Annotated in this window: 14 protein-coding genes; 12 read left to right on the forward strand and 2 right to left on the reverse strand. The window is 55.9% G+C overall.

Translation table 11 applies throughout. The features are described 5' to 3' along the window. The first annotated feature begins 533 nt into the window (after positions 1–533). Genes AC0QKW_RS09220 through AC0QKW_RS09270 form a run of 11 tightly spaced genes read left to right on the forward strand, consistent with a single transcriptional unit; the run spans position 534 to position 16967 of the window. Positions 534–1187 carry a hypothetical protein gene (locus AC0QKW_RS09220; RefSeq protein WP_473150772.1) on the forward strand — a complete coding sequence of 218 codons (654 nt, stop codon included), beginning with the start codon at positions 534–536 and terminating at the stop codon, positions 1185–1187. Between the two features lie 10 nt (positions 1188–1197). Next, positions 1198–1533, forward strand: a complete 336-nt coding sequence (locus AC0QKW_RS09225; protein WP_473150773.1) for a hypothetical protein — start codon at positions 1198–1200, stop codon at positions 1531–1533. Between the two features lie 4 nt (positions 1534–1537). Then, positions 1538–2683 (forward strand): hypothetical protein, encoded by a 1146-nt coding sequence (locus AC0QKW_RS09230; RefSeq protein WP_473150774.1) that lies wholly within the window; start codon positions 1538–1540, stop codon positions 2681–2683. Between the two features lie 22 nt (positions 2684–2705). Then, positions 2706–3233 (forward strand): phage baseplate assembly protein V, encoded by a 528-nt coding sequence (locus AC0QKW_RS09235; protein WP_473150775.1) that lies wholly within the window; start codon positions 2706–2708, stop codon positions 3231–3233. Between the two features lie 45 nt (positions 3234–3278). Continuing rightward, positions 3279–3638, forward strand: a complete 360-nt coding sequence (locus AC0QKW_RS09240; RefSeq protein ID WP_473150776.1) for a GPW/gp25 family protein — start codon at positions 3279–3281, stop codon at positions 3636–3638. Position 3639: 1 nt separating this feature from the next. Beyond that, on the forward strand, positions 3640–6189 hold the full coding sequence (locus AC0QKW_RS09245) for a putative baseplate assembly protein (RefSeq protein WP_473150777.1): 2550 nt from the start codon (positions 3640–3642) through the stop codon (positions 6187–6189). Then, positions 6186–8960 carry a putative baseplate assembly protein gene (locus tag AC0QKW_RS09250; RefSeq protein ID WP_473150778.1) on the forward strand — a complete coding sequence of 925 codons (2775 nt, stop codon included), beginning with the start codon at positions 6186–6188 and terminating at the stop codon, positions 8958–8960. The genes AC0QKW_RS09245 and AC0QKW_RS09250 overlap by 4 nt, the downstream gene beginning before the upstream one ends. Positions 8961–9000: 40 nt before the next feature. After that, complete coding sequence (locus AC0QKW_RS09255) at positions 9001–11289, forward strand: hypothetical protein (protein WP_473150779.1); 2289 nt, start codon at positions 9001–9003, stop codon at positions 11287–11289. A gap of 56 nt (positions 11290–11345) precedes the next feature. Continuing rightward, complete coding sequence (locus AC0QKW_RS09260; RefSeq protein ID WP_473150780.1) at positions 11346–15740, forward strand: DUF6519 domain-containing protein; 4395 nt, start codon at positions 11346–11348, stop codon at positions 15738–15740. 21 nt (positions 15741–15761) lie between these two features. Next, the gene (locus tag AC0QKW_RS09265; protein ID WP_473150781.1) at positions 15762–16064 is read left to right on the forward strand and encodes a hypothetical protein; all 303 of its coding nucleotides are present in this window, start codon (positions 15762–15764) and stop codon (positions 16062–16064) included. 42 nt (positions 16065–16106) lie between these two features. Beyond that, the gene (locus AC0QKW_RS09270; protein ID WP_473150782.1) at positions 16107–16967 is read left to right on the forward strand and encodes a hypothetical protein; all 861 of its coding nucleotides are present in this window, start codon (positions 16107–16109) and stop codon (positions 16965–16967) included. A gap of 135 nt (positions 16968–17102) precedes the next feature. On the opposite strand, the gene AC0QKW_RS09275 is transcribed toward AC0QKW_RS09270, so the two are convergent. Together AC0QKW_RS09275 and AC0QKW_RS09280 are read right to left on the reverse strand one after the other, a co-directional pair. Continuing rightward, positions 17103–18374, reverse strand: a complete 1272-nt coding sequence (locus AC0QKW_RS09275) for an IS256 family transposase (RefSeq protein WP_473150783.1) — start codon at positions 18372–18374, stop codon at positions 17103–17105. A 166-nt stretch (positions 18375–18540) separates the two neighbouring features. Next, complete coding sequence (locus AC0QKW_RS09280) at positions 18541–18771, reverse strand: NfeD family protein (RefSeq protein WP_473150784.1); 231 nt, start codon at positions 18769–18771, stop codon at positions 18541–18543. 180 nt (positions 18772–18951) lie between these two features. Here AC0QKW_RS09280 and AC0QKW_RS09285 point away from each other — a divergent pair, with 180 nt between their 5' ends. After that, on the forward strand, positions 18952–22686 hold the full coding sequence (locus tag AC0QKW_RS09285) for an NB-ARC domain-containing protein (RefSeq protein WP_473150785.1): 3735 nt from the start codon (positions 18952–18954) through the stop codon (positions 22684–22686). Positions 22687–23048: the final 362 nt, after the last annotated feature.

The raw sequence follows: 23048 nt of genomic DNA on the forward strand, positions 1-23048 counted from the left end.
GTGGGACGGAGACAATGTACAACAAGTGCTCCATCAGCGGTGTGCGTATCTCAATGGCTACTTCTCAAGATGAGTCTTGCAAGACTGGGATACACCCTCGCTATATCTGGCGATCGCTATATCAGAAGGCTACTTTTCAAAAAGTTTTGCAACAGAGGAATGACGTCAATAGAAAGCATTGCTAGGATGCTGAAACAACAAAATCTGTGCGAAGTCGACATTTCAGCCAAGCATTGATTGACAAATCAATTGTTGTCAATCAATGCTTGGCTGGTGCTCTCCTGAGCGTTTGTCCTATCCATGCTTGTAAAGTAGTTGTTTTCCTGATAAGTTGTCACACTTTTTCGCTGACAGGCCTCGGTTTAGTGATGCGTTAGATTACTCAAAGACGCAGGTTTAATTATCCTTTAATATGTGTGTATTGATTTAGGGGTCTACCTTAAGGTGCTTGAGAAATAGATCGATATTTGGTGTTTGAATCACTATATTCAAGCGCTAATTTTCTGATATAAACGCGTTTGAGGACTCAACCTGTGACCTCTTTCACTGGCTCTCCTCGATTTCTGAAAGGTGCAATTGTTGGAATTGACCTGCTTAATCCCATCCCGGCGGTGATTCCCTTTCAGTACAACCCAGATACGCTCTCGCGATCGCTGCAGCCTAAGGCTGCTGGGGAAGGAGGCGATCGCTCAGAGGTGACACGTCTCAAGGGTGCACCCGTAGAAACAATCAAAGTTGACATCGAGCTAGACGCCACCGACCCACTAGAGCGTAGTGATGGGGTTGCGGTGAGTTTGGGCATCTACCCTCAGCTTTCGGCGCTAGAAATGCTGGTCTATCCCCAAAGCGCAGAAGTCATTGCCAACACGGTGTTAATGGGGTTGGGCACCATCGAAGTTTTGCCAGCAATCGGGCCATTCACATTTTTTATTTGGGGTGTAAAACGCATTTTGCCCGTGCGGCTGACCGACTTTAGCATCACCGAAGAAGCCTATGACGTAAACCTCAACCCCATGCGGGCAAAAGTTTCTCTGGGCATGCGCGTTCTCAGCTACAACGATTTGTCATTTACTCAGCCGGGGTATCACCTCTTTTTGACACACCAAATCGTCAAAGAAACGATGGCCAATGTGGGCAGCATCACCAATCTCAACAGCGTAGGCACGGGCAACATCAATCTGATCTAAAGGACGCTCCATGTTTGAACACACGAGCCGATATTACAACCTGGAAACAGCCCACCACGCCACGCCTGAGGGTCGCCTGATTGCCTATAAGCGTCGCCGCTTTTTACCCCAGACTCATCATCTGCCCGTGTTGATCGAGCTCAAGGTTGCAGAGGGCGATCGCCTGGATCTGTTGACCGCCAAGGTTCTGGGCGATCCGGAGCAGTTTTGGCAACTGTGCGACATGAATAATGCCATGAATCCGGCTGAGCTGACCCAACCCCCAGGACGAACCCTGCGCGTGATGCTGCCTCAACCGCAGGCGACGCAGCCGCCAATGCCGCCCGGCGCACTGCCAGGAGGCTAGGCCGATGCTAGAGACCCTCTTAGGCACTCGCGTCACGTTGTATTTGGGGCCTGCGATCGCTATTCCAGCGCCAGCCCTCATTGTCGAAGCGCTCACAGCGATCGAGGTGACGCAAAATTCGCAAGGCCGAGACGGCTTTCAGCTCACCTTTACGATCGGGCGGGGTGGACCGTTGGGGGCCATCGACTTTCCGTTGCTAGCAAACCCGCTGCTGCGTCCGTTTAGTCGCGTCGTGATTCAGGTGTGGTCGGGCATCATGCCCCAGGTGATTATGGATGGCTTTATCACCAATCATCAGGTCACACCGGGCAACATGCCGGGACAGTCAACCCTAAGCGTTACGGGGGAAGACATGCGCGTGATGATGGATCTGCGCGAATTTTCGCTGCCCTACCCGATGCCGGTCGAGGCTCGCGTGGCGATGATTTTGGCAAAATACGCCATTTATCTGGGGTTGCCGCCCATCATCATTCCGGCGATCGTGCCCGACGTGCCGTTGCCGATCGAGCGCATCCCCGTTCACACAGGCACTGACCTCGCCTACGTTGAGGAGCTTGCCCAACGCACCGACTATGTCTTTTACGTCGAGCCCACCCCAGTTCCCATGGCCAACATCGCCTACTGGGGGCCAGAAAATCGTCTGACAGAGATTCAGCCTGCCCTGTCGGTCAACATGGGGCCAGAAACCAACGTTGAGTCGTTTAATGCGCAGTATAACGCGCTGGGGCCATCCACCGTGCTGGGTACCGTTCAAGAAAAGCGAAGTGGGGCCATGATTCCGGTCGCGACCTTTGCCAGCCTGCGCCCACCGTTGGCCGCCCTGCCTGCCATGTTGGTGCAGCAGCCCTTTGTGCGCAGCACCCTGCCGAGAGACCCCGGCAGTGATGTGACGCAGGCGTTTGCGCGATCGCAATCCACCACCAACCAATCGAGCGATTTGCTCAACGTCAGCGGCCAACTCGATGTCGCTCACTATGGCCACATCCTGAGGGCCAGGCGGTTGGTTGGGGTGAGAGGCGCAGGTTGGTTGCTCGATGGGTTCTATTTCGTCAAGCAAGTGACCCATAGCATCAAAAAGGGAGAGTACAAGCAGAGTTTTTCGCTCACCCGAGAGGGGTTTGGTTCACTTTCACCCGTTGTGCCCACTTGAGAAGATGGAGATGGAGATGGAGATGGCTATGCCCGATGGAATGACAGGCGATCGCAGATACTACGGCAAATATCGCGGCACGGTAACAAATCCGGTAGATCCCCAGCTCAAAGGCAAGATCACGGTCTTGATTACTCTGGGCGGAAGCCCTGTGCAGATCGTGGCAGAGGCTTGCACCCCCTACGCTGGGCCAGGGGTGGGCTTCTATGCCATTCCCCCGATGGGGGCCGGGGTCTGGGTCGAGTTTGAAGAAGGCGACCTGGAGCGGCCGATCTGGACGGGCTGCTGGTGGCGCGATGGGGAAGTTGCCACGATGCTTTCCCCCGATTTACCCCCGCCCAGCCCCGCTGCTGCAACCAGTTTGGTGGTGCTGCGCACCCAAACTACCCGCCTAAAGCTCGACACCCTCACCGGGGTTGCCGTTTTAGAAACCATGCTGGCCCCCTCACCCGCCGTACCCACCCAGGTCAAAGTGGGGCCAGCGGGCATTGAAATTAAGTGTGGCATCAACACCCTGCGAGTCACCCAAACCGGGATCACCCAAATGTGACCCGCCGATGAATCCCAACCGTCATCCAGAAGTAAGTAAGCCCCCATGACGCAGATCGACTACCCCTTTCACCTCAACGGCCGTGGCCAAACCGCGACGACCGATTTGGACGCGCACATTCGCGATCTGATTGAGCAGGTGCTCTTTACCTCGCCGGGTGAGCGAGTCAACCGTCCAACCTTTGGCACGGGGCTGATGCAGCTTGTGTTTGCCCCCAACAGCGATGAACTGGCGGCCGCGACTCAATTCCTCGTGCAGGGGGCGTTGCAGCAGTGGTTGGGTGACCTGATTCAGCTAGAAGCGGTGCAGGTAATCAGCGAGGAGGGGCTGCTGCAAGTGACGGTGCAGTATGTGGTGCGGCGCAGCCAGATGCGTCAGACCGCACAATTCTCGCGTGAGGTGTGAGATGGGCGTGCAGTTTTGGTGTAGGAACCAGAAGCGTAGGCAGGCGGTGCGAGAGCATCCGACGCTGAATGGCATCGACTATCTCGAGGTGCTGGATCAGGCGGTGACCCCGGCCAGCGGCATGGCGCGACAGCAAACGCTGCTGGTGCATTTGCTCAAGCCCGTGCCCGCCACCTTTACTCGCGACAACGTGCAAATCAGCGGAGGGGTACGCGTTACCCCTGTGCAGGTGGTGTGGGCCTTTCCGGCATCAGCGCTGGCTGACCCTCCGGTGACGGCCGCAGAGCAGACGTTCATCTCGGGTTACCTCAGCGACCCGACCAATGTGCTGGTCGTGCGCACCGACGCCAATGGCGACTTTTCCACCTACCGGCTCTCGCTGCGGGCCTCGGCCACCAATGTTGACCCGCCCACTGACTTTGACCTTCAGCTCGTCGAAATCGAGTTTTCGTTTAAGGTGGAGTGCCCCAGCGAGTTTGACTGCGAGGCCGTTGAGGTTTGCCCACCAGAGCGGTTGCCCACCCCGCAAATCGACTATCTCGCCAAAGATTACAGCAGCTTTCGGCGGCTCATGTTTGACCGGCTCAGCCTGCTGATGCCCGATTGGCAAGAGCGCAACCCTGCCGATATGGGGGGGGCGCTGGTGGAAGTGCTGGCCTATGCGGCTGACCACCTCAGCTATTACCAGGATGCAGTCGCAACCGAAGCCTATTTGGGAACCGCGCGACAGCGCGTTTCGGTGCGTCGCCATGCTCGCCTGCTCGACTACCCAATGCACGAGGGCTGCAACGCCCGCGCCTGGGTGACGCTAGAGGTCGATGCCACGGCAGATGACACGCTGCTGTCGGCCCTCAAGCCACTCTCGGCTGAAACGGAAGCAGCGGGGATGTTTCTGACGCAGGCAACGGCCCCCCAAGGCGGGCTGCGATCGCACCATCTTCCCTCAACCCTGAACGCAGGTGCCAAAGTATTTGAGGCGCTGCACGATGTAGCACTCTATGAAACGCACAACACGCTGTCGTTTTACACCTGGGGCGATGAGCAGTGCTGCCTGCCTAAAGGGGCGACCCGCGCCACGCTCAAAGACCCAGCAGCACGGCTGCGGCTGCGAGCGGGGGATGTGCTGATTTTTGAGGAACAGATCAGTCCGGCAACGGGGTTTGAAGCCGATCGCGACATCACCCGACGACAGGCCGTTCGTCTAACGCGGGTGAATCCAGAGGCGGGACTGAGGAGTGACGGCACCCGCGACGTTCCCGCTGGGGTGCTGACTGACCCGCTGAATGGGCAAACCTATGTCGAGATTGAGTGGCACAGCGAGGACGCGCTGCAATTTCCGCTGTGTCTGTCGGCGGTGATTGACCAGAGCGTGGTGGAAGAGCTGAGCGTGGGGCGCGGCAACGTGGTGCTGGTGGATGCTGGGCAAACCATCCGCGAAGTGCTGACCCCCGCCATCATGCCCGAACTGGGGCGCTATGCGCCGCCGCTGCAAGAGCCAGATATTGCCTATCAGGTTCCCTACAGCGATCGCCAAACGCGCCAACTGCCCGCGTCGGGAGCCCTGCGGCAAAACCCGCAACAAGCGCTGCCGGCCATCTTTTTAGAGGCCGAGGGCGATCGCTGGACAGTGCAGCAGGATCTGCTCAACAGCGGTCGCTTTGCCGCTGACTTTGTGGTCGAACGGCAGGAAAACGGTCGAGCCTGGCTGCGCTTTGGCGACGGGGTGCTGGGCCGAGCTCCTGTGGACGGGCTGCAAGCGACCTATCGCATCGGCAACGGGCCGTTGGAAAATGTGGGGGCAGAAGCGATCGCCTACTTGCTTACCGATCAGACGGGAATCGTGTCGGTACGCAACCCCCTTGCGGCGACGGGGGGCACCACACCCGAATCGCTAGAGCAAGTGCGACTCTATGCGCCCCAGGCGTTTCGCACTCAAGAACGGGCCGTCACCGAGGCCGACTATGCGGCGATCGCCCAACGGCATCCGGCGGTGCAAAAGGCCATGGCCACCCTGCGCTGGACGGGAAGCTGGTACACCATGTTCATCACGGTCGACCGACGCGGTGGCCTGCTCGTGGATGACACCTTTGAGACTGAGCTGCGGGCCTTTATAGAACCCTATCGGTTGGCCGGTCAAGATTTGGAAATCGACGGCCCCCGGTTTGTGCCGCTGGATATTGCCTTTACCGTCTGCGTCGAGCCCGGCTATTTTCGCAGCCAGGTAAAAGCCGCGCTGCTTGAAGCCTTTAGCCGGTTTGAGTTTACCGATGGGCGGATGGGCTTTTTCCACCCCGATCGCTTTACCTTTGGGCAACCGCTCTATCTCAGTCAGATGGTGGCGGCGGCGATGCAGGTGCCGGGGGTGCGCTGGGTCGAAACAGATGACACCTCGCCCAAACCCAACCGCTTTAAGCGCTGGGGCCGCCCCTCGAATGGGGAATGGCTGGCAGGACAGATCACCAGCGATCGCCTGGAGATATTGCGGCTCGACAATGACCTCAACGCGCCCGAAAACGGCAAAGTGGAGTTCTTTATGAAGGGCGGTCTATGAGCAACGCACCCGACCCCCAACTCGATCACTGCGGCGGCTGTGACGATGTGTTTGAGTTTCCGCCCATTCACAATCGGCCCGGTTTGCCAACGCTCTCCTACCGCTTGGGCACCCATCCCACCCTGCTGAAGTGGCTGCTTGAGCGGCTGGCCCGTCAACAGATTCCCGATGGCCCTCGCGAGGGCACCCGTCCCCTGACACGCCTAACGACCCGCAGCACCGATGACTTTGCGATCGCCCTGCTCGACGCATGGGCGGTAGTGGCCGATGTGCTCACCTTTTATCAAGAGCGGGCCGTCAATGAGGGCTATTTGCGCACCGCCGCCGAGCGGCTGTCTGTGCTGGAACTGGCGCGGGCGATCGGCTATGAGCTGAGTCCTGGGGTCGCCGCAGGCACAGTGCTGGCCTTTACGGTCGAAGATGCTCAGGGCGCACCGGGCTATGCCACCATTCTCAAGGGCACCAAGGTGCAGAGCTTCCCGGCACAGGGCAAGCTGCCTCAGACCTTTGAGACCGCCGAGGAAATCAGCGCCAAAGCCGCCTGGAATGCGTTGCGCCCCCGCCTCACGCAACCGCTGACCATCAGCACCACCTGCACCCTGCTCTATTTACAAGGGGTAAGCGCCAATGTCAAAGCCGGGGATTTGCTGCTGCTGGTGATCAATGGCGTACCCCATGTGAAGCGGGCTACGCGGGTCGTGATTGACGTGCCGGGCGATCGCATTCGCCTGGAGATGGCCGATGGTATGACCACACCATCCTTCACAACTCCAGAGTTTGCGCCGTCCGACTTTGCTCAGGTCAGCCTGGAATCCGTCCCCTTTACCAAAACTACGGTCAAAACCCGTATTCTGCAAAAGACCTGGCGCGACAGCGACCTCCAGACGTTTCTCACGCTCAATCGGTGGGATACCGACAAACTGCTGCAACAAATCGCCACCCTCAAGGCGACTCCATCCCCGGTTTCATCGGTGAGGCTGTTTGCCTTTCGCACAACGGTGAGCTGCTTTGGGCACAACGCGCCCCGATGGTCGAGCCTCGCCAAGCTCAGGCCGGTCAACCAGCGCGGCAGCGACCCCTACCCCAACTCCTGGGATGATGCCAACGAACCCAGCATTATCGAAAACTCCCAGGGTACGGATTATGTCGCCACAGCGCCCGCTGACACCCGCGTGTATCTAGAGCGCAACGTCACTGATGTGCTCACCGAAAGTTGGGCTGTGTTTGAGGCTCCGGGGCTCTCAGCGAGTGCCTTCAAGATTAAGGGGGTGCGTGACGCATCCCTTGCAGATTTTGGCATCAGCGGCAAAGTCACTGCGCTCGATCTGACCACGAGTGGGGGATTGACTTCGTTTAAGGTGCGGCAAACGGTGGTTTCAGTGCAAAGTGAGGAACTGCCGCTGCTCATTGATCCCTTGGCGCGGCAAGACGCCCCGAGCGCGATCGCCACTCAGGTTCCCATTGAGGCCGACCTGCCCATCGGGACGAGCCGATTGGTGCTTGATCCCCTGGTGCTGGGGCTGCGCGTTGGGCAGGCGGTGGTGCTCATGGGCGATCGCACCGATGCCCCCGGAGTTGTGGGCAGCGAAATTCTGAACCTCAGCGCCATCACTCACAGCAAAGGCTATACCCTGCTTGATTTTCAAGACGGAACCCAATACAGCTATCGGCGGGGCAGCGTTACCCTCAACGCTAATGCGGTTCGGGCAACCCACGGTGAAACCACCCATGAAGTGCTCGGCAGCGGCGATGGCACGGTAGCCAATCAGCGATTCACCCTGAAAAAACCGCCCCTCACCTACCTCTCGGCTGCCACGGCCAGCGGCACTCAGAGCACCCTTGAGGTGAGGGTCAACGACATTCTCTGGAAAGAGGCCCCTACGCTCTATGGCCTCGGCCCCCGCGACGAGAAATACATCGTGCGGCTCGACAACGAGAGCAAGCCAACCCTGATCTTTGGTGACGGAGAGCAGGGGGCGCGGCTTCCGAGCGGTCGAGAAAATGTGATTGCGACCTATCGGTCGGGCATCGGGCTCGATGGGCAGGTGAAACCGGGCACTTTGTCGCTGCTGCAAACCCGGCCGCAGGGCATTCGTGACGTCACCAATCCCTTGGCGGCGTCGGGGGCAGACTCTCCCGAAACGCTGGAAAATGCTCGCACCAACGCCCCGCTCACGGTGCGTACCCTGGAGCGCATTGTGTCCCTGACGGACTTTGAAGACTTTGCCCGATCCTTTGCGGGCATTGGCAAAGTCCAGGCGATCGCCCTCTTTAGCGGAGAGCGCCAGCTCGTGCATCTCACCATCGCCTCAGCCACCGGGGATCCGCTTGACCCGACCTCTGACCTATACCTCAACCTCGTCGCGGCGATCAACCAGGCCAGAGATCCCGTTCATGCAGTTCAAATCAGCACCTTCACCCCGCTCTATTTCAAGCTGAGCGCCAGCATTTTGGTCGACAGGCGCGATCGCTTTGTTCGCGTTCGTCCGGCTGTTGAAACTGCCCTGAAAACCGCCTTTTCCTTTGCAAAGCGCTCCTTTGGGCAGGTGGTCACTGCCGCCGAAGTCACCACCGTCATTCAAACCGTGCCCGGTGTGGTGGCGGTTGATTTGGATGATCTCTACCTGCCCCCGGCCACCAGTGGGCTCAATCAGGTGTTGCCCGCCGCGATCGCCCACTGGAACGGGGCCAGCCAAACCATCACCCCGGCCCAACTGCTGCTCATCAACCCGGTGGGCATCACCCTCACAGAAATGACGCCCCCGTCGTGACGCTCCAACCCCTGCAAACCTCCGTTGTTCTGTTCTAGCCATGAGCGATCGCCTTTACAACCTCCTTCCCGCGATTTATCGACTGCGCGATGCCGAGCAGGGCGAACCGCTGCGGGCGCTGCTGCAGCTCATTTCAGTCGAGCTTGAGCTGGTTGAGGCCGACATCGCAGGGCTCTATGACAACTGGTTTATCGAAACCTGCAAGGAGTGGGTCGTACCCTACATTGGCGATTTGCTCAGCGTGCGAGGGCTCAATCCCATTCCCAATCTGGCCAGCTATAGCCAGCGCCCCTGGGTGGCCAACACCCTCAGCTATCGTCGCCGCAAAGGAACCGCCGCCGTTTTAGAACAGCTAGCCCGCGATGTCACAGGCTGGCCTGCGCGGGTTGTGGAATTCTTTGAGCTGCTAGAAACGACGCAGTATCTCAACCACCTGCGGCCGCACAATCTGAGAACACCCGATCTGCGCAACCTCAACCAGCTAGAGCTGTTGAATGGCCCCTTTGACGCGATCGCCCACACCGCCGACCTGCGCCCCATCAGCCACCACGAGGGCTGGTACAACATTCCTAACATTGGGCTGTTTCTCTGGCGGTTACAAAGCTATCGCGTGACCCGCAGCACGGCGCGAGAAATCGGGCCTGGCCGCTTCACCTTCAACCCGATCGGGTTAGAGGCACCGCTGTTTACCCTGCCTGAAACCGAACGCACCATCACCCATCTAGCCACTGAAATCAACGTGCCGACGCCCATCCGCCGAGGGGCGTTTTACAGCGATTTGACCACCTATAGAGAAACGCCACCCACTGAGCGCCCCGATGAGAGCACTTATTACGGCCACGATCGCAGCCTTTTTGTGGCGCTAGAGGGCATCGCTGACCCACCGGGCAGAACCCCCGAATCAGTGCTCTGCGACGACCTGAGCACGTGGACTGAGCCCGGATGGGCACCGCCTCCCGATGGCACAATCGCCATCGACGTGCGGCTGGGACGGTTGGCCTTTAACGCAGCGGCGACCGCACCCGATACCGTGTTGGTGAACTACTGCTATGGCTTTAGCAGCGACCTGGGCAGTGGCCCCTATGACCGTCGCGAGTGGCTGATGCGATCGCTGCGCGAGGCCGACATCACCGAGATCGATTGGCTGGTCGGGGTATCGCAAGATCCGTCAAACCCGCCGGGGGTGCCCTGCATTTTTGCAACCCTGGCGGATGCGGTCGCCGCCTGGAATGCACTTCCTGAAGGAATTGTGGGGGCGATCGCCCTGATGGACAGCCGCACCTACGACGAGTCAGCCGCCAGCATCGAGATTCAAATTAAGCCAGGAAGCCGCCTGTGGATCGTGGCCGCTAACTGGTCTGAGACTGAGCCCTATGCGCCCAGCAGCGCCGACCTGAGGGGCGAGGTGAAAAGCAGCGCCGTGCTGGTCGTGGAAACGGTGCCCGGCACGCCACCTACCCGACGCGATCGCGGGCAGCTGCGCTGTGAAGGGCTGCGGCCCCACATTCTGGGCGATCTTAGCGTGCGGGGTGACATTGCTGAGCCCTCGCTGCTGCTGGGAGAGCTGATTCTCAATGGTCTGCTGATTGAGGGCCAGCTCACCGTGCGGGCGGGAAACCTCACCCGTCTGCGGCTCGACCACTGCACGCTGGTGCCCGATCAGGGTGGGTTGGTGGTTGAAACCGTCGATGCTGACAGCCAGCGCAACGAGGAGCTTGAGATCTATCTCGATCGCTCGATTACAGGGCCGATTCAACTACCTGAAACCGTGCCCAGTCTGTGGATTACCGACAGCATCGTCAGCAGTGGCGCAACGCCCGCCGAATCTACAGTTGCGATCGCCGCTCCACGGGCCAAAGTTGAACTGCACTCCAGCACGGTGTTTGGCAGCAGCGCTCCGCTTGGCCGCCTTGAGGCCAGCAACAGCATCTTCACAGCTCCAGTCACGGTGGTGCGCAATCAGGAGGGCTGTGTGCGGTTTTGCTATGTGCCCGACGGGTCGCGGGTGCCGCGCCGCTATCGCTGTCAGCCGCAGCTTGCGATCGACCAGCGGGCAATTGAGCTGGGCGTTGAAACCCTTCCTGCAGATGAGCGATCGCTTGTGGTGGCGCGGGTGCAGCCCGAGTTCACTGCCGAGCAGTACAGGCTGCCCGAATATGCCCAGCTCAGCCTGGGCTGTGCCCACGAAATTCGCACGGGCGCAGAAGACGGCTCTGAAATGGGAGCCTTTGACCACCTCAAGCAGCCGCAGCGAGAGGCCAATCTGCGGGTCAGCCTTGAGGAATATCTGAGGTTTGGGCTAGAGGCCGGGCTAATTTTTGTCACGTGATGGTTGACCGACGGGCGGCTACGCCGCAACGGTGAATAACTAGGAGAGCAGACACTATGGGCGGAGATCAGACTCGATTTACCTTTAAGCCAGACAAGCACTATGCCAGCGTGTTGATGCAGCAGGGGCGGGTGCAACTCGACTCAGACTGGAACGAAGCGCAAGAGATTGGCGATCGCCGCTGGAGAGCCGAAACGCTCGATTTGGTCGGGCGAGCCGCCGTGCCAGACAGCACCACCGACGCCTTTCGCATTCAGTCAGACGGGGCAGGTTCCCTCACCATTGGGCTGGGACGAATGTATGTGGATGGTCTACTGGCTGAGAACCACGGGCTTCCCCCGCTCCAATACAACGCGCAGTTGGGTGAACTTTACGGCACAACTCCGACGCCCTACGATTCGCAGCCCTATTGCCCAGACCCGCCTGACCTCTCCACCACGGCTGGCACCACAGACCTGCTGTACCTCGATGTGTGGCAACGGGAAGTTACCGTCATCGAAGACCCTCCGCTTCAGGAAATTGCGCTGGGTGGCCCCGACACCACCACTCGACTGCAAACCGTGTGGCAGGTCAAAGCCCTTACCGATGTGGGCTCCACCACCTGCGGGGCCAGCCTGCCCAAATGGGATGATCTGACGCGACCCTCAGCGGGACGGCTCTCGACCGTGGCGAACGCACCCCCGAGCAACACCGACCCATGCATCATTCCCCCTAAAGCCGGGTATCGCGGGTTGGAAAACCGCCTCTATCGCGTTGAGGTTCACGTGGGTGGGGCGTTGGAAACCGCGAAATTCAAATGGTCACGCGACAATGGCTCCATCGTGTCAGCAGTGGAGGGCATCTCGGCGGGGCGCGATCGCCTCACAGTGCGCCGCATCGGACGCGACTCGGTGCTGCGGTTCAAAGTCGGCGACTGGGTCGAAGTGCTGGATGATCACGTCGAATTTGGCGAAACCCCGGTCGGGCATCTGGCCAAGGTCGCGGATATCGACGAGGCCAACCGGGTGCTGGTGCTCAACCCACCCATTCCAGCCAGCTTCGACTTCCCCACCAATGCCACCCACGCCACCACTCCCGAACGGCACACCCGCGTTCGCCGATGGGATCAGCACGCTCCTCAAAACACCCTCGATGCCAGCGGCTTGATGACCGTCAGCGCTGGCCCCATTGACCTGGAAGATGGGATTCAGATTTCCTTTAGCGGCGATGGGGCGATCGGCACCGACTTTAAGGTGGGCGATACCTGGGTGTTTGCCGCACGCTCTGCCGATGCCTCAGTCGAACTGCTGGATGAAGCCCCACCCCGCAGCACCCTGCACCACTATGCGCGCCTTGCCCTGGTCACCCAAACTGCTGGAGAACCGCTGATCACCGATTGCCGCACGATCTTTCCGGGCGATCGCTGCTGTGTGGTGGTGCGCCCTGGCGAAGACATTCAAGCGGTGATCAGCAAGCTGTGCGTCACCGGAGGCTGCATTTGTCTGGCGGCAGGGCTGCACGTGCTCCACCGTCCCCTTGTGATTGACGGCTGCAAAAATCTCACCATTCACGGGGCGGGCAATGCCACTCGATTGGTGTATCAAGCCGCCAATGCCGAACCTGACACCGCCATGTTTTATATCGTAGGCGGCAGCCAGAGCATTGAGCTCGCAGAGTTTCTGGCCTTTTCAGACGATCTGGATGTGCTGATTGCTGTGGATGAAGGCAGTCGCTTGGTCACGCTCAATCAGCTCACCCTGGTCAACGGCAACACCGACTCAGGTGAAAATCGGCGATCGCAGTCGACCTGCATCTTGCTCGGAAACTGCTGTCGCGTGGCTGTCACGCAATCGACCCTCATTGGCTCGGTTGGCATTGTGCAGACCGAGGCCGATCGCCTGCAAACCTTGCGCAAGCGAATTGACCAATTGCGATCGCCCACCCCAGTGCCACGGGCGACGGCTCCCCCTCCGCCTGCCGTTGAGCCAATTTTTGGGCTGGTCTGCCGCGAAAATTTCTTCTACGTGTTCACCATTGGCATTTGCCTGAATGATGCGTTAGATGGCGTGATTCAGCGCAATCGCTTGCAGGGATTGCCCAATAACCTTCCCCTCAAGGGCGATCGCGACGAGCGAGCCACCCGTGCGGTGCAACAACCCAGCCTGATCGCGAAACTCGACACCCTATTAGGGCTACTGGCCTGCCCGACCACCAAGGTTCCCATTGCGCCAGTGCGAACGGTCGGGATTTTCGCCTGTCTACTCGACCGGGTCGAGATCGCTGAAAACCAAATCTGGGCAACCCGAGGCATCTATTTAAGCTTTGCCCGTGAGGTGATCATTCGAGGAAACCGCATCGAATCTCTCAGTCCATCGCGGTTAACCAAGGTCAACGGCGAAACGGTTCGGCCCAATGACCTCACCTCACGTCCGCCCATTTCCCCAGAGCGTGCGATCGCGATCGCCTTGCCCGAAAATGCCGCCGCGATCGCCATTGCCTTTGGCTTTGAGGTCACGATTGAGGGCAACACGCTGCGCAGCATTCCTGTAGCACGCATGACCCTCGACCCGGCTGAGCTGGTGCTGCGCGATCGCATCAAACCGGGGTATTTGGGCATTGCGCTAGGAGCTATCCGAGGCATGGTCATTCGCAAAAACAAGATTCGCGCTAGCTCTGGCATTGCAACCGTGCGGTGGATTATAAACAGCAGTCAGGTGCGGGCGGCGGCAGACTATCCCACGTCGCTGGTGCGGGTGCTGCGGCTGGGCGTCGTCTGGCGCGTCGTGGTTGAGCTGGCCTGGGTGCTGTGGCAGTTCATTCGGATTGCGCAGCAGCAAAATTCCTCAAACAATATGGGCGCTGCTCCCACCTCAGATTCCACTACTCGGCCCCAGTTTGCCCAACAGCTTGTCAGAGGCTTGGTGAAACTGCTGTCAGACCCCGAGCTATTGCCGAACTATGTCGGCAAAGCGGCGATCGCCCACAACCACCTGCAAGTGGCGAGGTTTGGCGTTTGCTTCCCCAGCGTGTTTACCATTGGGGGGTTAGAAGTGTTGGGAAATCGCGTCAGCGGCTTTACCGAAACGGGCATCTTGATTCACCCGTGGCTCAGCGTGAGTTTCCCCGACCTCACGGCCCAGTTGGTGTATTGTGGGCTGGAGTGGATCTTAGAACTCTTGCACCTGCTGCGCGATGCCCTCGACGGCATGCTCAAGGGCAATCCTCAACCGACGGCTGGCACCACCAGTTGGACGGCCGCCGAGGTTGGAACCTCGCTGGTGTCATGGGTGGTCTCGTTTTGCGCCAAATATTGCGGCGGCGATCGCCCGCCCACCGAAGAGCCCGACGACGACGAGCCCGAGCGATCGCCCACCGAAGACCTCAAAGACGCGCTGGATGATCTGCTCGACACCCTCGATTTGACCTGGTTGGATGATCTGGTCAATCAGTCCTACGTGATCGACGGCAACACCCTGCGCGGCAATGGAGACGGCATCTGGGTCGGCATCGACGGCACCCAAATTAGCCACAACCACGTCACCATTCACCCGGCCAACAGCGCCCCGTTTGAGGCGATCGCCTTAGCCTTTGCGCTCCAGCGAACCAAGCTCTCTGGAGTCTTAGCCCTGCTGCCCGATTTCTTGATTGAAGGCGATCGCGATCTCATGGTGACCGCCGCCGTGCTTGTTAATCTCACCTCAACCGAAAACCTCAACCTTCCCGTTGAGCAATTGCGAACATCGATTAATCAATTTCTAGCCTTCGTTTCGCCCAAGTCTCCGCTGCGGATCTCGGCCATCGCGATACGCGATGCCCTTCAGTCGGCCAACCCTGATCTAGATGACATCAAAGCGGCCCTCGCTGCGCTATTGTTGGTGATCGCTCAACAGACCAAAGGCTATGGCATTGCCATGATGGGGGCCGACATGACCTGCATTCACAATCAGGTGTTGGGCAGCACGAGCTGTGGCGTTGAGGCACTGACCAACCGAGGGTCAGCAATACCCGGCATGGTGAACGATCAGCGAGTGCCCCGTGTGGTGCGCTATCCGGCGATCGCGGGTATTTGGCATTTCTCTAATATTTTGAATCTAATCTTTGAAGCATTCGCGCTGCAAACCGCTCAACCCGACGGCATTGCAGAGACAAAGCAAGGGTGGGGCCGAACGCTAAAACTACTCTCGCTCGTGATTGCACAGGCGGTGTTAGTCGGTCGGCGCGATCGCAGCATTCACGTTCAAAGTAATGTTGTTGAAAAAGCGCTGATTCACGGCATTCGAACGCTCGATGTCACAGGCCTAGAAGAGGTTTCTGTGTATGACAACTCGGTGAAAGATGCGTCGCGTTATGCGATCCTGCATCTATCGCTGATTAACCAAGATGCGAAGTGTTGCGTCAAAATTCACCGCAACACCGCCACCCGCACCAGCGCCGTCTTTGACCTGTACAGCGAAATTTTGAATCGCTTCTAACCACCCCACTTGAGACCCATTATGGAAGAAATGTTTCCCTTTTTTACCGGATTAATTGGCGTCAATAACCTCAATGGCACCACGCTGATGTCACACAACCATGGCACAGCGGTCAACCTCAATCGTGCCGCCGTGGTGATCTTCTCAACGGTGGTGGGTGTCACCGATAATCACATTACCACCAGCAGCAGTCTGGCCTTTGCGATCGCCGCCGCCCGAGGTCTATTCACCGACAATTTGACCGATCGCCCCAACGAGATTGCGCAAAATCCGCCCTCACCCCCCGCCCTCGCCATTGAGCAGGCCCCCAATATCCAAATCTAAGCCCTACCGTTGCCTCCCCTGCTGTTGTTTGGACCATCACCGATGACCACCCAAGACCGAAACGATTCACGCATTTTCAGCCACATTCCCTCGGAAGCGGTGCGAGAACGGCTTCAGGAACGGTTGCGATCACTCCCAGTGCAAGATGCGGTGCGCCAATCCCTCAGCAAGGAATTGAGGGCGTTGCTCAATCGAGACACCCTCAACACAACGCTAGGAAATCTTGTGACCGGGAGAGCCAGCCTGGATCAATCGCTGCTTGAGCTGACCACCAAGGCGTCGCAAATTGTAGATAGCGTGCTGCGAGATGAGCAAAAACGCGTCATTGACGAGACTCGCGCCAACCTACAAATTCAGGCCGTGCTGCTACAAACCCAGGGAGAAACCCCGACTCGCCCTGCGCCTCCGCCACGCGGTACCTACGTTATTCGGGGGCAGGTGCTCAACGGTCAAACGCAGCAACCGATCGCCGGACTGGTCATTCAAGCGATTGATCGTGACGTGCGCAAAGACGACTTCTTGGGCGTTGCCATGACCGATCAAGAAGGACGATATGAGATTGCGTTTCGCACGAAAGATTTTCGTGAAGGTGGCGAAAACCAGCCCGAAGTTGTGCTGCAAGTGAGGAGCGATCGCCAGACAATTCTTTTCACAACAGAGGAACCGATTAATGTGCGACCAAAAATACCTGCGACCGTCACTATTACGCTACCTGAAGACAAGGCAGAAGCCGCCGTACACTTGATTGAAGATCAGCAGCTTAGGGGCGATCGTCTGCGAAAGCTCAATCAAACCATGGCATATAACCAACTTCAACATCTTCAGGTACAGGCAATTGGCAGTTCTCTTAAAGAACAACTCAGTGCTGTAATCCATGAACTGCAAACACCACCTGCCACTTAGGAATGAGGATTATATAAACTCCAATCTTTCAGGAATTCGGTAGGCTGAAACTGTAGGGCACCTCGATTAATTGTTTTTTGGGTTAGTTAGGATCTCAAATGAGAGATATTGTCAAATCTGGTGTATGGCTAGGAACTAGGCGGCATCCTGCATCTGGATCACATCGGTTGTGTCATCTACTCGGTATCCATCTTTGAATGGGACGCCTTCAATCACGTCGGCAAGGTGTTTAAAGCCTCGAATTCTAAGCCAGCTCTTCTGAGCACTCTCGACCAGCTTGAAGACCAGGGCCAGGATAGTGTCCTTAGAGACACAGCCTCGGGTTTTGTCGGTTCTGAGGCGCACGGTGGCAAAGGTGGACTCAATGGGATTGGTGGTGCGAATATGCGCCCAATACTCAGCGGGGAAGTCGAAGAACGTCAGCAAGACATCCCGGTCTTTGACTAGACACTGGGTGGCCTCAGGATACTTGGCCTGATAGGTCGCAATAAAGCGATTAAACGCTTGGTTAGCGTCGGTTTTGCTCTCAGCCCGGTAAATTTCCCAGATCGCCCGTTTTGCCTCAGGCTGCTGACGTTTGGGAAGTTTGTTGAGCATATTAGCGGTCTTATGCACCCAGCAGCGCTGTTTCTTCGTGGTGGGAAATACTTGGGGTAGGGCTTTCCAGAAGCCCAAGGCCCCATCCCCAATCGCCAGTTGAGGCGATTGGGTTAGCCCCTGATCTTTGAGCCGCAGCAGTAAGGTTTTCCAGCTCAACTCTGATTCCCGATACCCCGACTCCAGACCCAAGAGTTCTTTGTGGCCTTTATCGGTGACCCCGATGATCACCAACATGCACTGCCGTTCCTCGGCACGGATATTGAAATAGATGCCGTCGGCCCAGATATAGACATAGTGCTGTTGCCGTAACGACCGCTGCTGCCACGTCTGATGCTCAGTGCTCCACTTTGCTTTCAGCCGACCAATCGTAGCGGGAGAGAGTCCTTTGGTCTCTGTTCCCAGCAGCGACGACAGCGCCTCGCTGAAGTCCCCAGTGGAGACCCCTTTGAGGTACAGCCACGGCAGCAATTCCTCCACGCTGCGGGCGCGTTTCAGATAGGGTGGCAGCAACTGGGAGGTGAACTTAACTCCACTGCCACTGCGGTCTCGCACTTTCGGCACTTGAATCTCCTCCTCCCCGACTCCGGTCGTAATCGTGCGCTCCGGCAGGTAGCCGTTTCGCACCACCACCTGCCGCCCTTGCTCATCCCGACGGTCTCGATATTGCCCTAGAAAGTCTTGCAATTCTGCCTCTACCGCTTGGGCGATGATCTGCCGGGCTCCTCGCCGAATCAGATCGCTGAGGGCATCGCTGAAGGTCTCCGTTGTCTCCGGCGTGGGCAATGCAATAAGATTGTTGTCATTCATAGTGTATTCCGTCGCTGGTGTTTTGTTTCATCCAGCAGGATACGCCCTTCCTTCTTTTCCCTCCATACACCAGAAATCAACATAACTCGGAAAAACCGTGGGGCACCAGTGAGTATTAGGGCTGGCTAAATTTATCAAAGTTTCAATTTTCTGATTCGGCGTTTTGTCAGTAGGAGTTGGCTTGAATGAGAAGCGTAATTCCTTCTCGCCCTAATACCACCACAGATTGGTCTGGATCTAACTGAGTAAAACTAGATTGGCCATATAAGCGGGCAGGCCAGTAGGAGGCTTGATACTTAACTCGTCCTTCCTGGTGAGTACTTACCGTCTCAACGACAGTTCCCCTTCCCGGCACGGGGAAGAACTGTGCTGAAGACTGAGAGACTGTAGTCATCATGGCGAGAATCCTTCTGGAGGTCTGAGAGTACGCTTAGACCTTAGATTTGGGGCTTGGCCTGGAGGCAAGTAAGCTCCCAAAAACTGCCAGAAGGATTAAGGAAACTGGACTTTCGGAGTTTGGGGTATATAGTTCCCCTAAGGGATACCCCAAACTTTTTTCCCGAATTCCGATGAAGCAATGCCCAGAGTAACCTACGGATCAAAGATTAAAGGCCGGACTCTCTGTGTGTTGAGAACCCTGCTACGGTGTGCCAACGCCGAGTTGGACAGTCCTTGCGCCAACCGAATAACCTGCTCCTGGCAAAATACCAATGGTCAAACCTCTAAGCTGATTGTACAAACGACCCTGCGCGCCCTACAGGAAGCCAGTCAACAAGACACCCCCGCGACCGAGATTAGCAAAGCTCAAGTGCGTGAGGCTCTGAGGCTCTTGAAAGACTTTCTCGGTATTCTGGAAGACTATCGGGTTCATCAGCGTGGAACAGAAACTTGGCACTTTGCCCTGACGCTTGGATCGCGTGAAACCCAGGAGGCGACCACCGCCGCTGAGCAGCTTTGGGATGCTCTGAGGACGCAGTCTATTCAGCCCAATCATTTGGAGCCTCAGGTAGAACAAGCACTGCCTGCTAGGGAAGGACTATTGCCGGGAGCGCCTTTTCAGGCACCTCCACTGCCGCACTTTTTTGTAGAACGTCCAGACCACCTTGGTACCCTAAAACAGCATTTATTAGCAGATGCTGCGCACCAGCCTGGAACCTTGGTCGTGAGTGCAATATACGGTCTGGGTGGCATAGGGAAATCGGTGCTGGCTTCGGCCCTAGCCCATGACCCAGAGGTACAGACTCAATTCTATGACGGGGTGCTTTGGGCTACGTTGGGCCAGGAGCCGGATGTTCTCTCATTTTTGAGTGGCTGGATTCAAGAGCTAGGCGATCATAGCTATCGACCAACAACAGCAGCTTCAGCCTCGGCCCACCTGAGAACTCTGCTACACGACAAGCACATGTTGCTGGTGGTTGATGATGTTTGGGATCCAGCTCATGCTGAACCGTTCCGCGTAGGGAGTATGACCTGCTGTGTTTTGGTCACGACACGGGAGGCCAGGATTCAAAGCGCACTGAGTTATGACTTGGATGTCATGACACCGGATGAGGCGTTGTCTCTGCTGAGCAAAGCCATACCTGAAGAGCTGCGTGGGCATGAGGTACAAGAAGCTCTTGACCTTGCAAAGGCGGTAGCCTACTTACCCCTGGCCTTAGAACTTTCGGCTGCTCAGATTGAAGAGGGAGCATCCTGGAGGGAACTGCTGACAGCCCTACAGCAAGAGATTGCAGATCTGGAAATACTCGATATTCAATGCTTTGGATTCGGAATCCAAGGCTCTATGCAACGAAATCTAAGCCTGCTGGCATCCTTCAACTTAAGCCTGAAACGCTTGCTTCCAGAGCAGCTCAGTCGTTTTGCTTGGCTCGGAGTGATTCCAGAGGATGTCTGCCTGACAGAGTCGATGGTGTCAACGTTGTGGGATACAACCCCTCAGCAAGGACGCACTATGCTGAGATTCCTCAAGTCGCGGGCTTTGCTATTGGCCGGTGGAAGACAGAGAGATCAAGGCCTAGGTTACCGTATGCATGACTTAATGCATGATGTAGCTCGTCGCCTGTTGACAAGTGAGCCTTGCCCCGATCACGAAAGTCAGCTGCCAGGCTTAGGCCTTGACTTTTCTGAGGCCCATAGGGTGTTTCTCGACCGCTGCCGTTTGAAGCGGCAGGATAAGCAATGGCATACCCTGCCTGACGACGGCTATATCCATGCCCACCTAACCTGGCATTTAGAGCAAGCTGGACTTACTGATGAAATTCACCAGCTACTGCAGGAGACCACTGCCGAAGGGAAAAATGCCTGGTATGAAGCTTGTAGAACCCTAGAACAAACGGCAGGATTTGTTGCAGATGTAGCCAGGGCTTGGAGACTTGCGGAAGAACTTTTTGTAACTGATGCACCTTTGGCTTTAGGGTTGCAATGTCGCTATGCTTTTATTAAGGCCTCCCTAAATACACTTGTAGAAAATTATCCGCCTGAATTAATCGGAGCCCTTGTTGCAGAAGGTATTTGGCCTCCAGCTCAAGGCTTAGCCCATATACAACAATCTCCGAGCCCTTGGTATAAGTTGGATGTTTTTCAAAAAATTATTCCTCATTTGCCTGACAGTCTACTACCTGAAGCTCTTCGAATAATTCGAAATCTTGAAGATGAGGACTGTAAAGCAAGGGCACTTACAGAAGTTGCTCGAAGGATGCCTGAATTAAGGCAAGAAGCTCTAGCAGCAGCTCGCGCTATTGTGGACAGCTATAATCGTTCAATAGCGCTCGGAAAACTGGCAATTGTTCTCCCAGAGATTTGGACTGAAGCTCTTCTTGTTATTGCCTCAGAGGGAAGCTCAAGAGATAAAGCATGGGCACTTCGAGAATTGGGCAGATATTTACCATCTAATCTATTATCTGATGCGCTACAAATTACTCAAAGTCTCGATGATGTATACAGCAAAGCTGTAGCGATGGGGGCTTTAGCCTCCAGAATGTCTAACATTCACGTTGAAGTTATTGAGAACTTGCTACCTAGTGTTAGAGCCATAACCGAAAATCATGGGAAAGCTTATGCTCTAGGTTCGTTGGCCACGTTAATTCCCGAGTTATGGGCAGAGGTTTTCGAGACAATAAAGGAAATTGAGCACGAAATGTCAAGGGCAAGAATACTAGATAATATTGCCTCTTACTTGCCTCATGAAAAACTACCAGAAGCCATTAATATCGCTAAATCCATCCAACATGAGACTCGACGAGCAATTGCTTTGGGTGCTCTAACTACAAGACAACCGGATCTGTGGCAAGAGGCCGTTAATGCTACTCAAATAATTCGAGATGCAGATTGGCAAATCAATATGATTAGCCAACTTTCAAACAGATGGGAAGCCGTATGGCCAATTGTCATTCAGTTAGCAAATTCATTACATCATACCTATGATCTTGTTATTGCCAGCCTAAATACAGCTCATAGGCAACCTAGTCTTTGGCCTGAGACTCTTGGTGATATTCAGAAAATTTATGATGTTTATGATCGCGCTAAAGCTTTTAGGGTTGCTGCTTCATATGGGCAAAAGGATTGGCCTAGTGCAATTGCTTCAGCTCAAGCAGTGCAACACTATATGGATAAGGCTGGACTCTTTTATGACTTAGCAGAGGTCATGCCGGAAGCATGGGAATTCGCCATCAATGCGACAAATGATCTATGGTTCGAAGCGCAAAAAGCAAGCATACTATATGAACATGCATTTGAGATCCCAGACATTTTACTGCCTAGAGCTATAGAAATTGCCAAATCTATTAAGGATCCTGTAAAACAATTATTAGCTTTAAGCAAACTATCCGCTGTTTGCCCAGAAATTGAAAATGAAGTCCTGAATATGTTCAATAGTATGGTTTTTTCAGGTGAAAGAAGCCAGTATTATAAGATACTCATCATGAGTGCGCTTGCAACTAAAGGTTTTTATGACTGGCAGACTATTTTTAATTCTATTGAGAACCTTTCGGACAAGGTTGCCAAGGCTGAAGTATTACAGCATCTTGCCAAATTCTTACCTAATAGCGAATTAGAGCGAGCACTCAATATAGTTACTTCTATTCCGAGTGATTATTATAGAGCGGTTGCTTATAGAGCGCTGCTTCCTCGATTAGATTTAGCTCTAAAGTCATACGATTTTTGGTGCTCATGCTTACATGATCTAGCCTTTATGCATCGCCGTTTTTTGCTTGAGCTTCTACCTACTTTGAGTGAGCATATTTATTCACTTGGTGAAGAGGAAGCAGTGCTTGAGGTCGCTCTTTCTATTCAATCCGTTTGCCAGCAGTGGTAGTCAGTTAAACTTAATATCATGGAATGTCTTACGAAGTTGTTATTCCTATGGAAATTACATTAATTAAATGATTAGGCTGGAACAAAGCTCCTGCAATATCTTTCTAAAATCGGCTAATTCAGCAATCAGCTCAGGCTGAAATCACACCAAACGCCAAAATGATCAGAAAGACGATAACCTGAAGAATGTTGTCTCGCTATCACTCCTCGATCTGTTGCATTGAGATGGGGAGATGTCGCAATGTGGTCAATCGCTAGATAACCATCCTCAGTAGATCACAAAGGATTGAGGCAGGGGCTGAATTTGTAGGAAAGGGGTAGGGTCAGGCTAGAAGATCTTGGACGAAAAGCCATGACAACCTG

This window comes from Pseudanabaena sp. PCC 9330, assembly GCF_055795045.1.

Bases quoted from the DNA above. Each gene is read 5' to 3' on its own strand.
- AC0QKW_RS09225 (WP_473150773.1), top strand. From the start codon at position 1,198: ATGTTTGAACACACGAGCCGATATTACAACCTGGAAACAGCCCACCAC.
- AC0QKW_RS09230 (WP_473150774.1), top strand. From the start codon at position 1,538: ATGCTAGAGACCCTCTTAGGCACTCGCGTCACGTTGTATTTGGGGCCT.
- AC0QKW_RS09235 (WP_473150775.1), top strand. From the start codon at position 2,706: ATGGCTATGCCCGATGGAATGACAGGCGATCGCAGATACTACGGCAAA.
- AC0QKW_RS09240 (WP_473150776.1), top strand. From the start codon at position 3,279: ATGACGCAGATCGACTACCCCTTTCACCTCAACGGCCGTGGCCAAACC.
- AC0QKW_RS09245 (WP_473150777.1), top strand. From the start codon at position 3,640: ATGGGCGTGCAGTTTTGGTGTAGGAACCAGAAGCGTAGGCAGGCGGTG.
- AC0QKW_RS09250 (WP_473150778.1), top strand. From the start codon at position 6,186: ATGAGCAACGCACCCGACCCCCAACTCGATCACTGCGGCGGCTGTGAC.
- AC0QKW_RS09255 (WP_473150779.1), top strand. From the start codon at position 9,001: ATGAGCGATCGCCTTTACAACCTCCTTCCCGCGATTTATCGACTGCGC.
- AC0QKW_RS09260 (WP_473150780.1), top strand. From the start codon at position 11,346: ATGGGCGGAGATCAGACTCGATTTACCTTTAAGCCAGACAAGCACTAT.
- AC0QKW_RS09265 (WP_473150781.1), top strand. From the start codon at position 15,762: ATGGAAGAAATGTTTCCCTTTTTTACCGGATTAATTGGCGTCAATAAC.
- AC0QKW_RS09270 (WP_473150782.1), top strand. From the start codon at position 16,107: ATGACCACCCAAGACCGAAACGATTCACGCATTTTCAGCCACATTCCC.
- AC0QKW_RS09275 (WP_473150783.1), bottom strand. From the start codon at position 18,374: ATGAATGACAACAATCTTATTGCATTGCCCACGCCGGAGACAACGGAG.
- AC0QKW_RS09280 (WP_473150784.1), bottom strand. From the start codon at position 18,771: ATGATGACTACAGTCTCTCAGTCTTCAGCACAGTTCTTCCCCGTGCCG.
- AC0QKW_RS09285 (WP_473150785.1), top strand. From the start codon at position 18,952: ATGCCCAGAGTAACCTACGGATCAAAGATTAAAGGCCGGACTCTCTGT.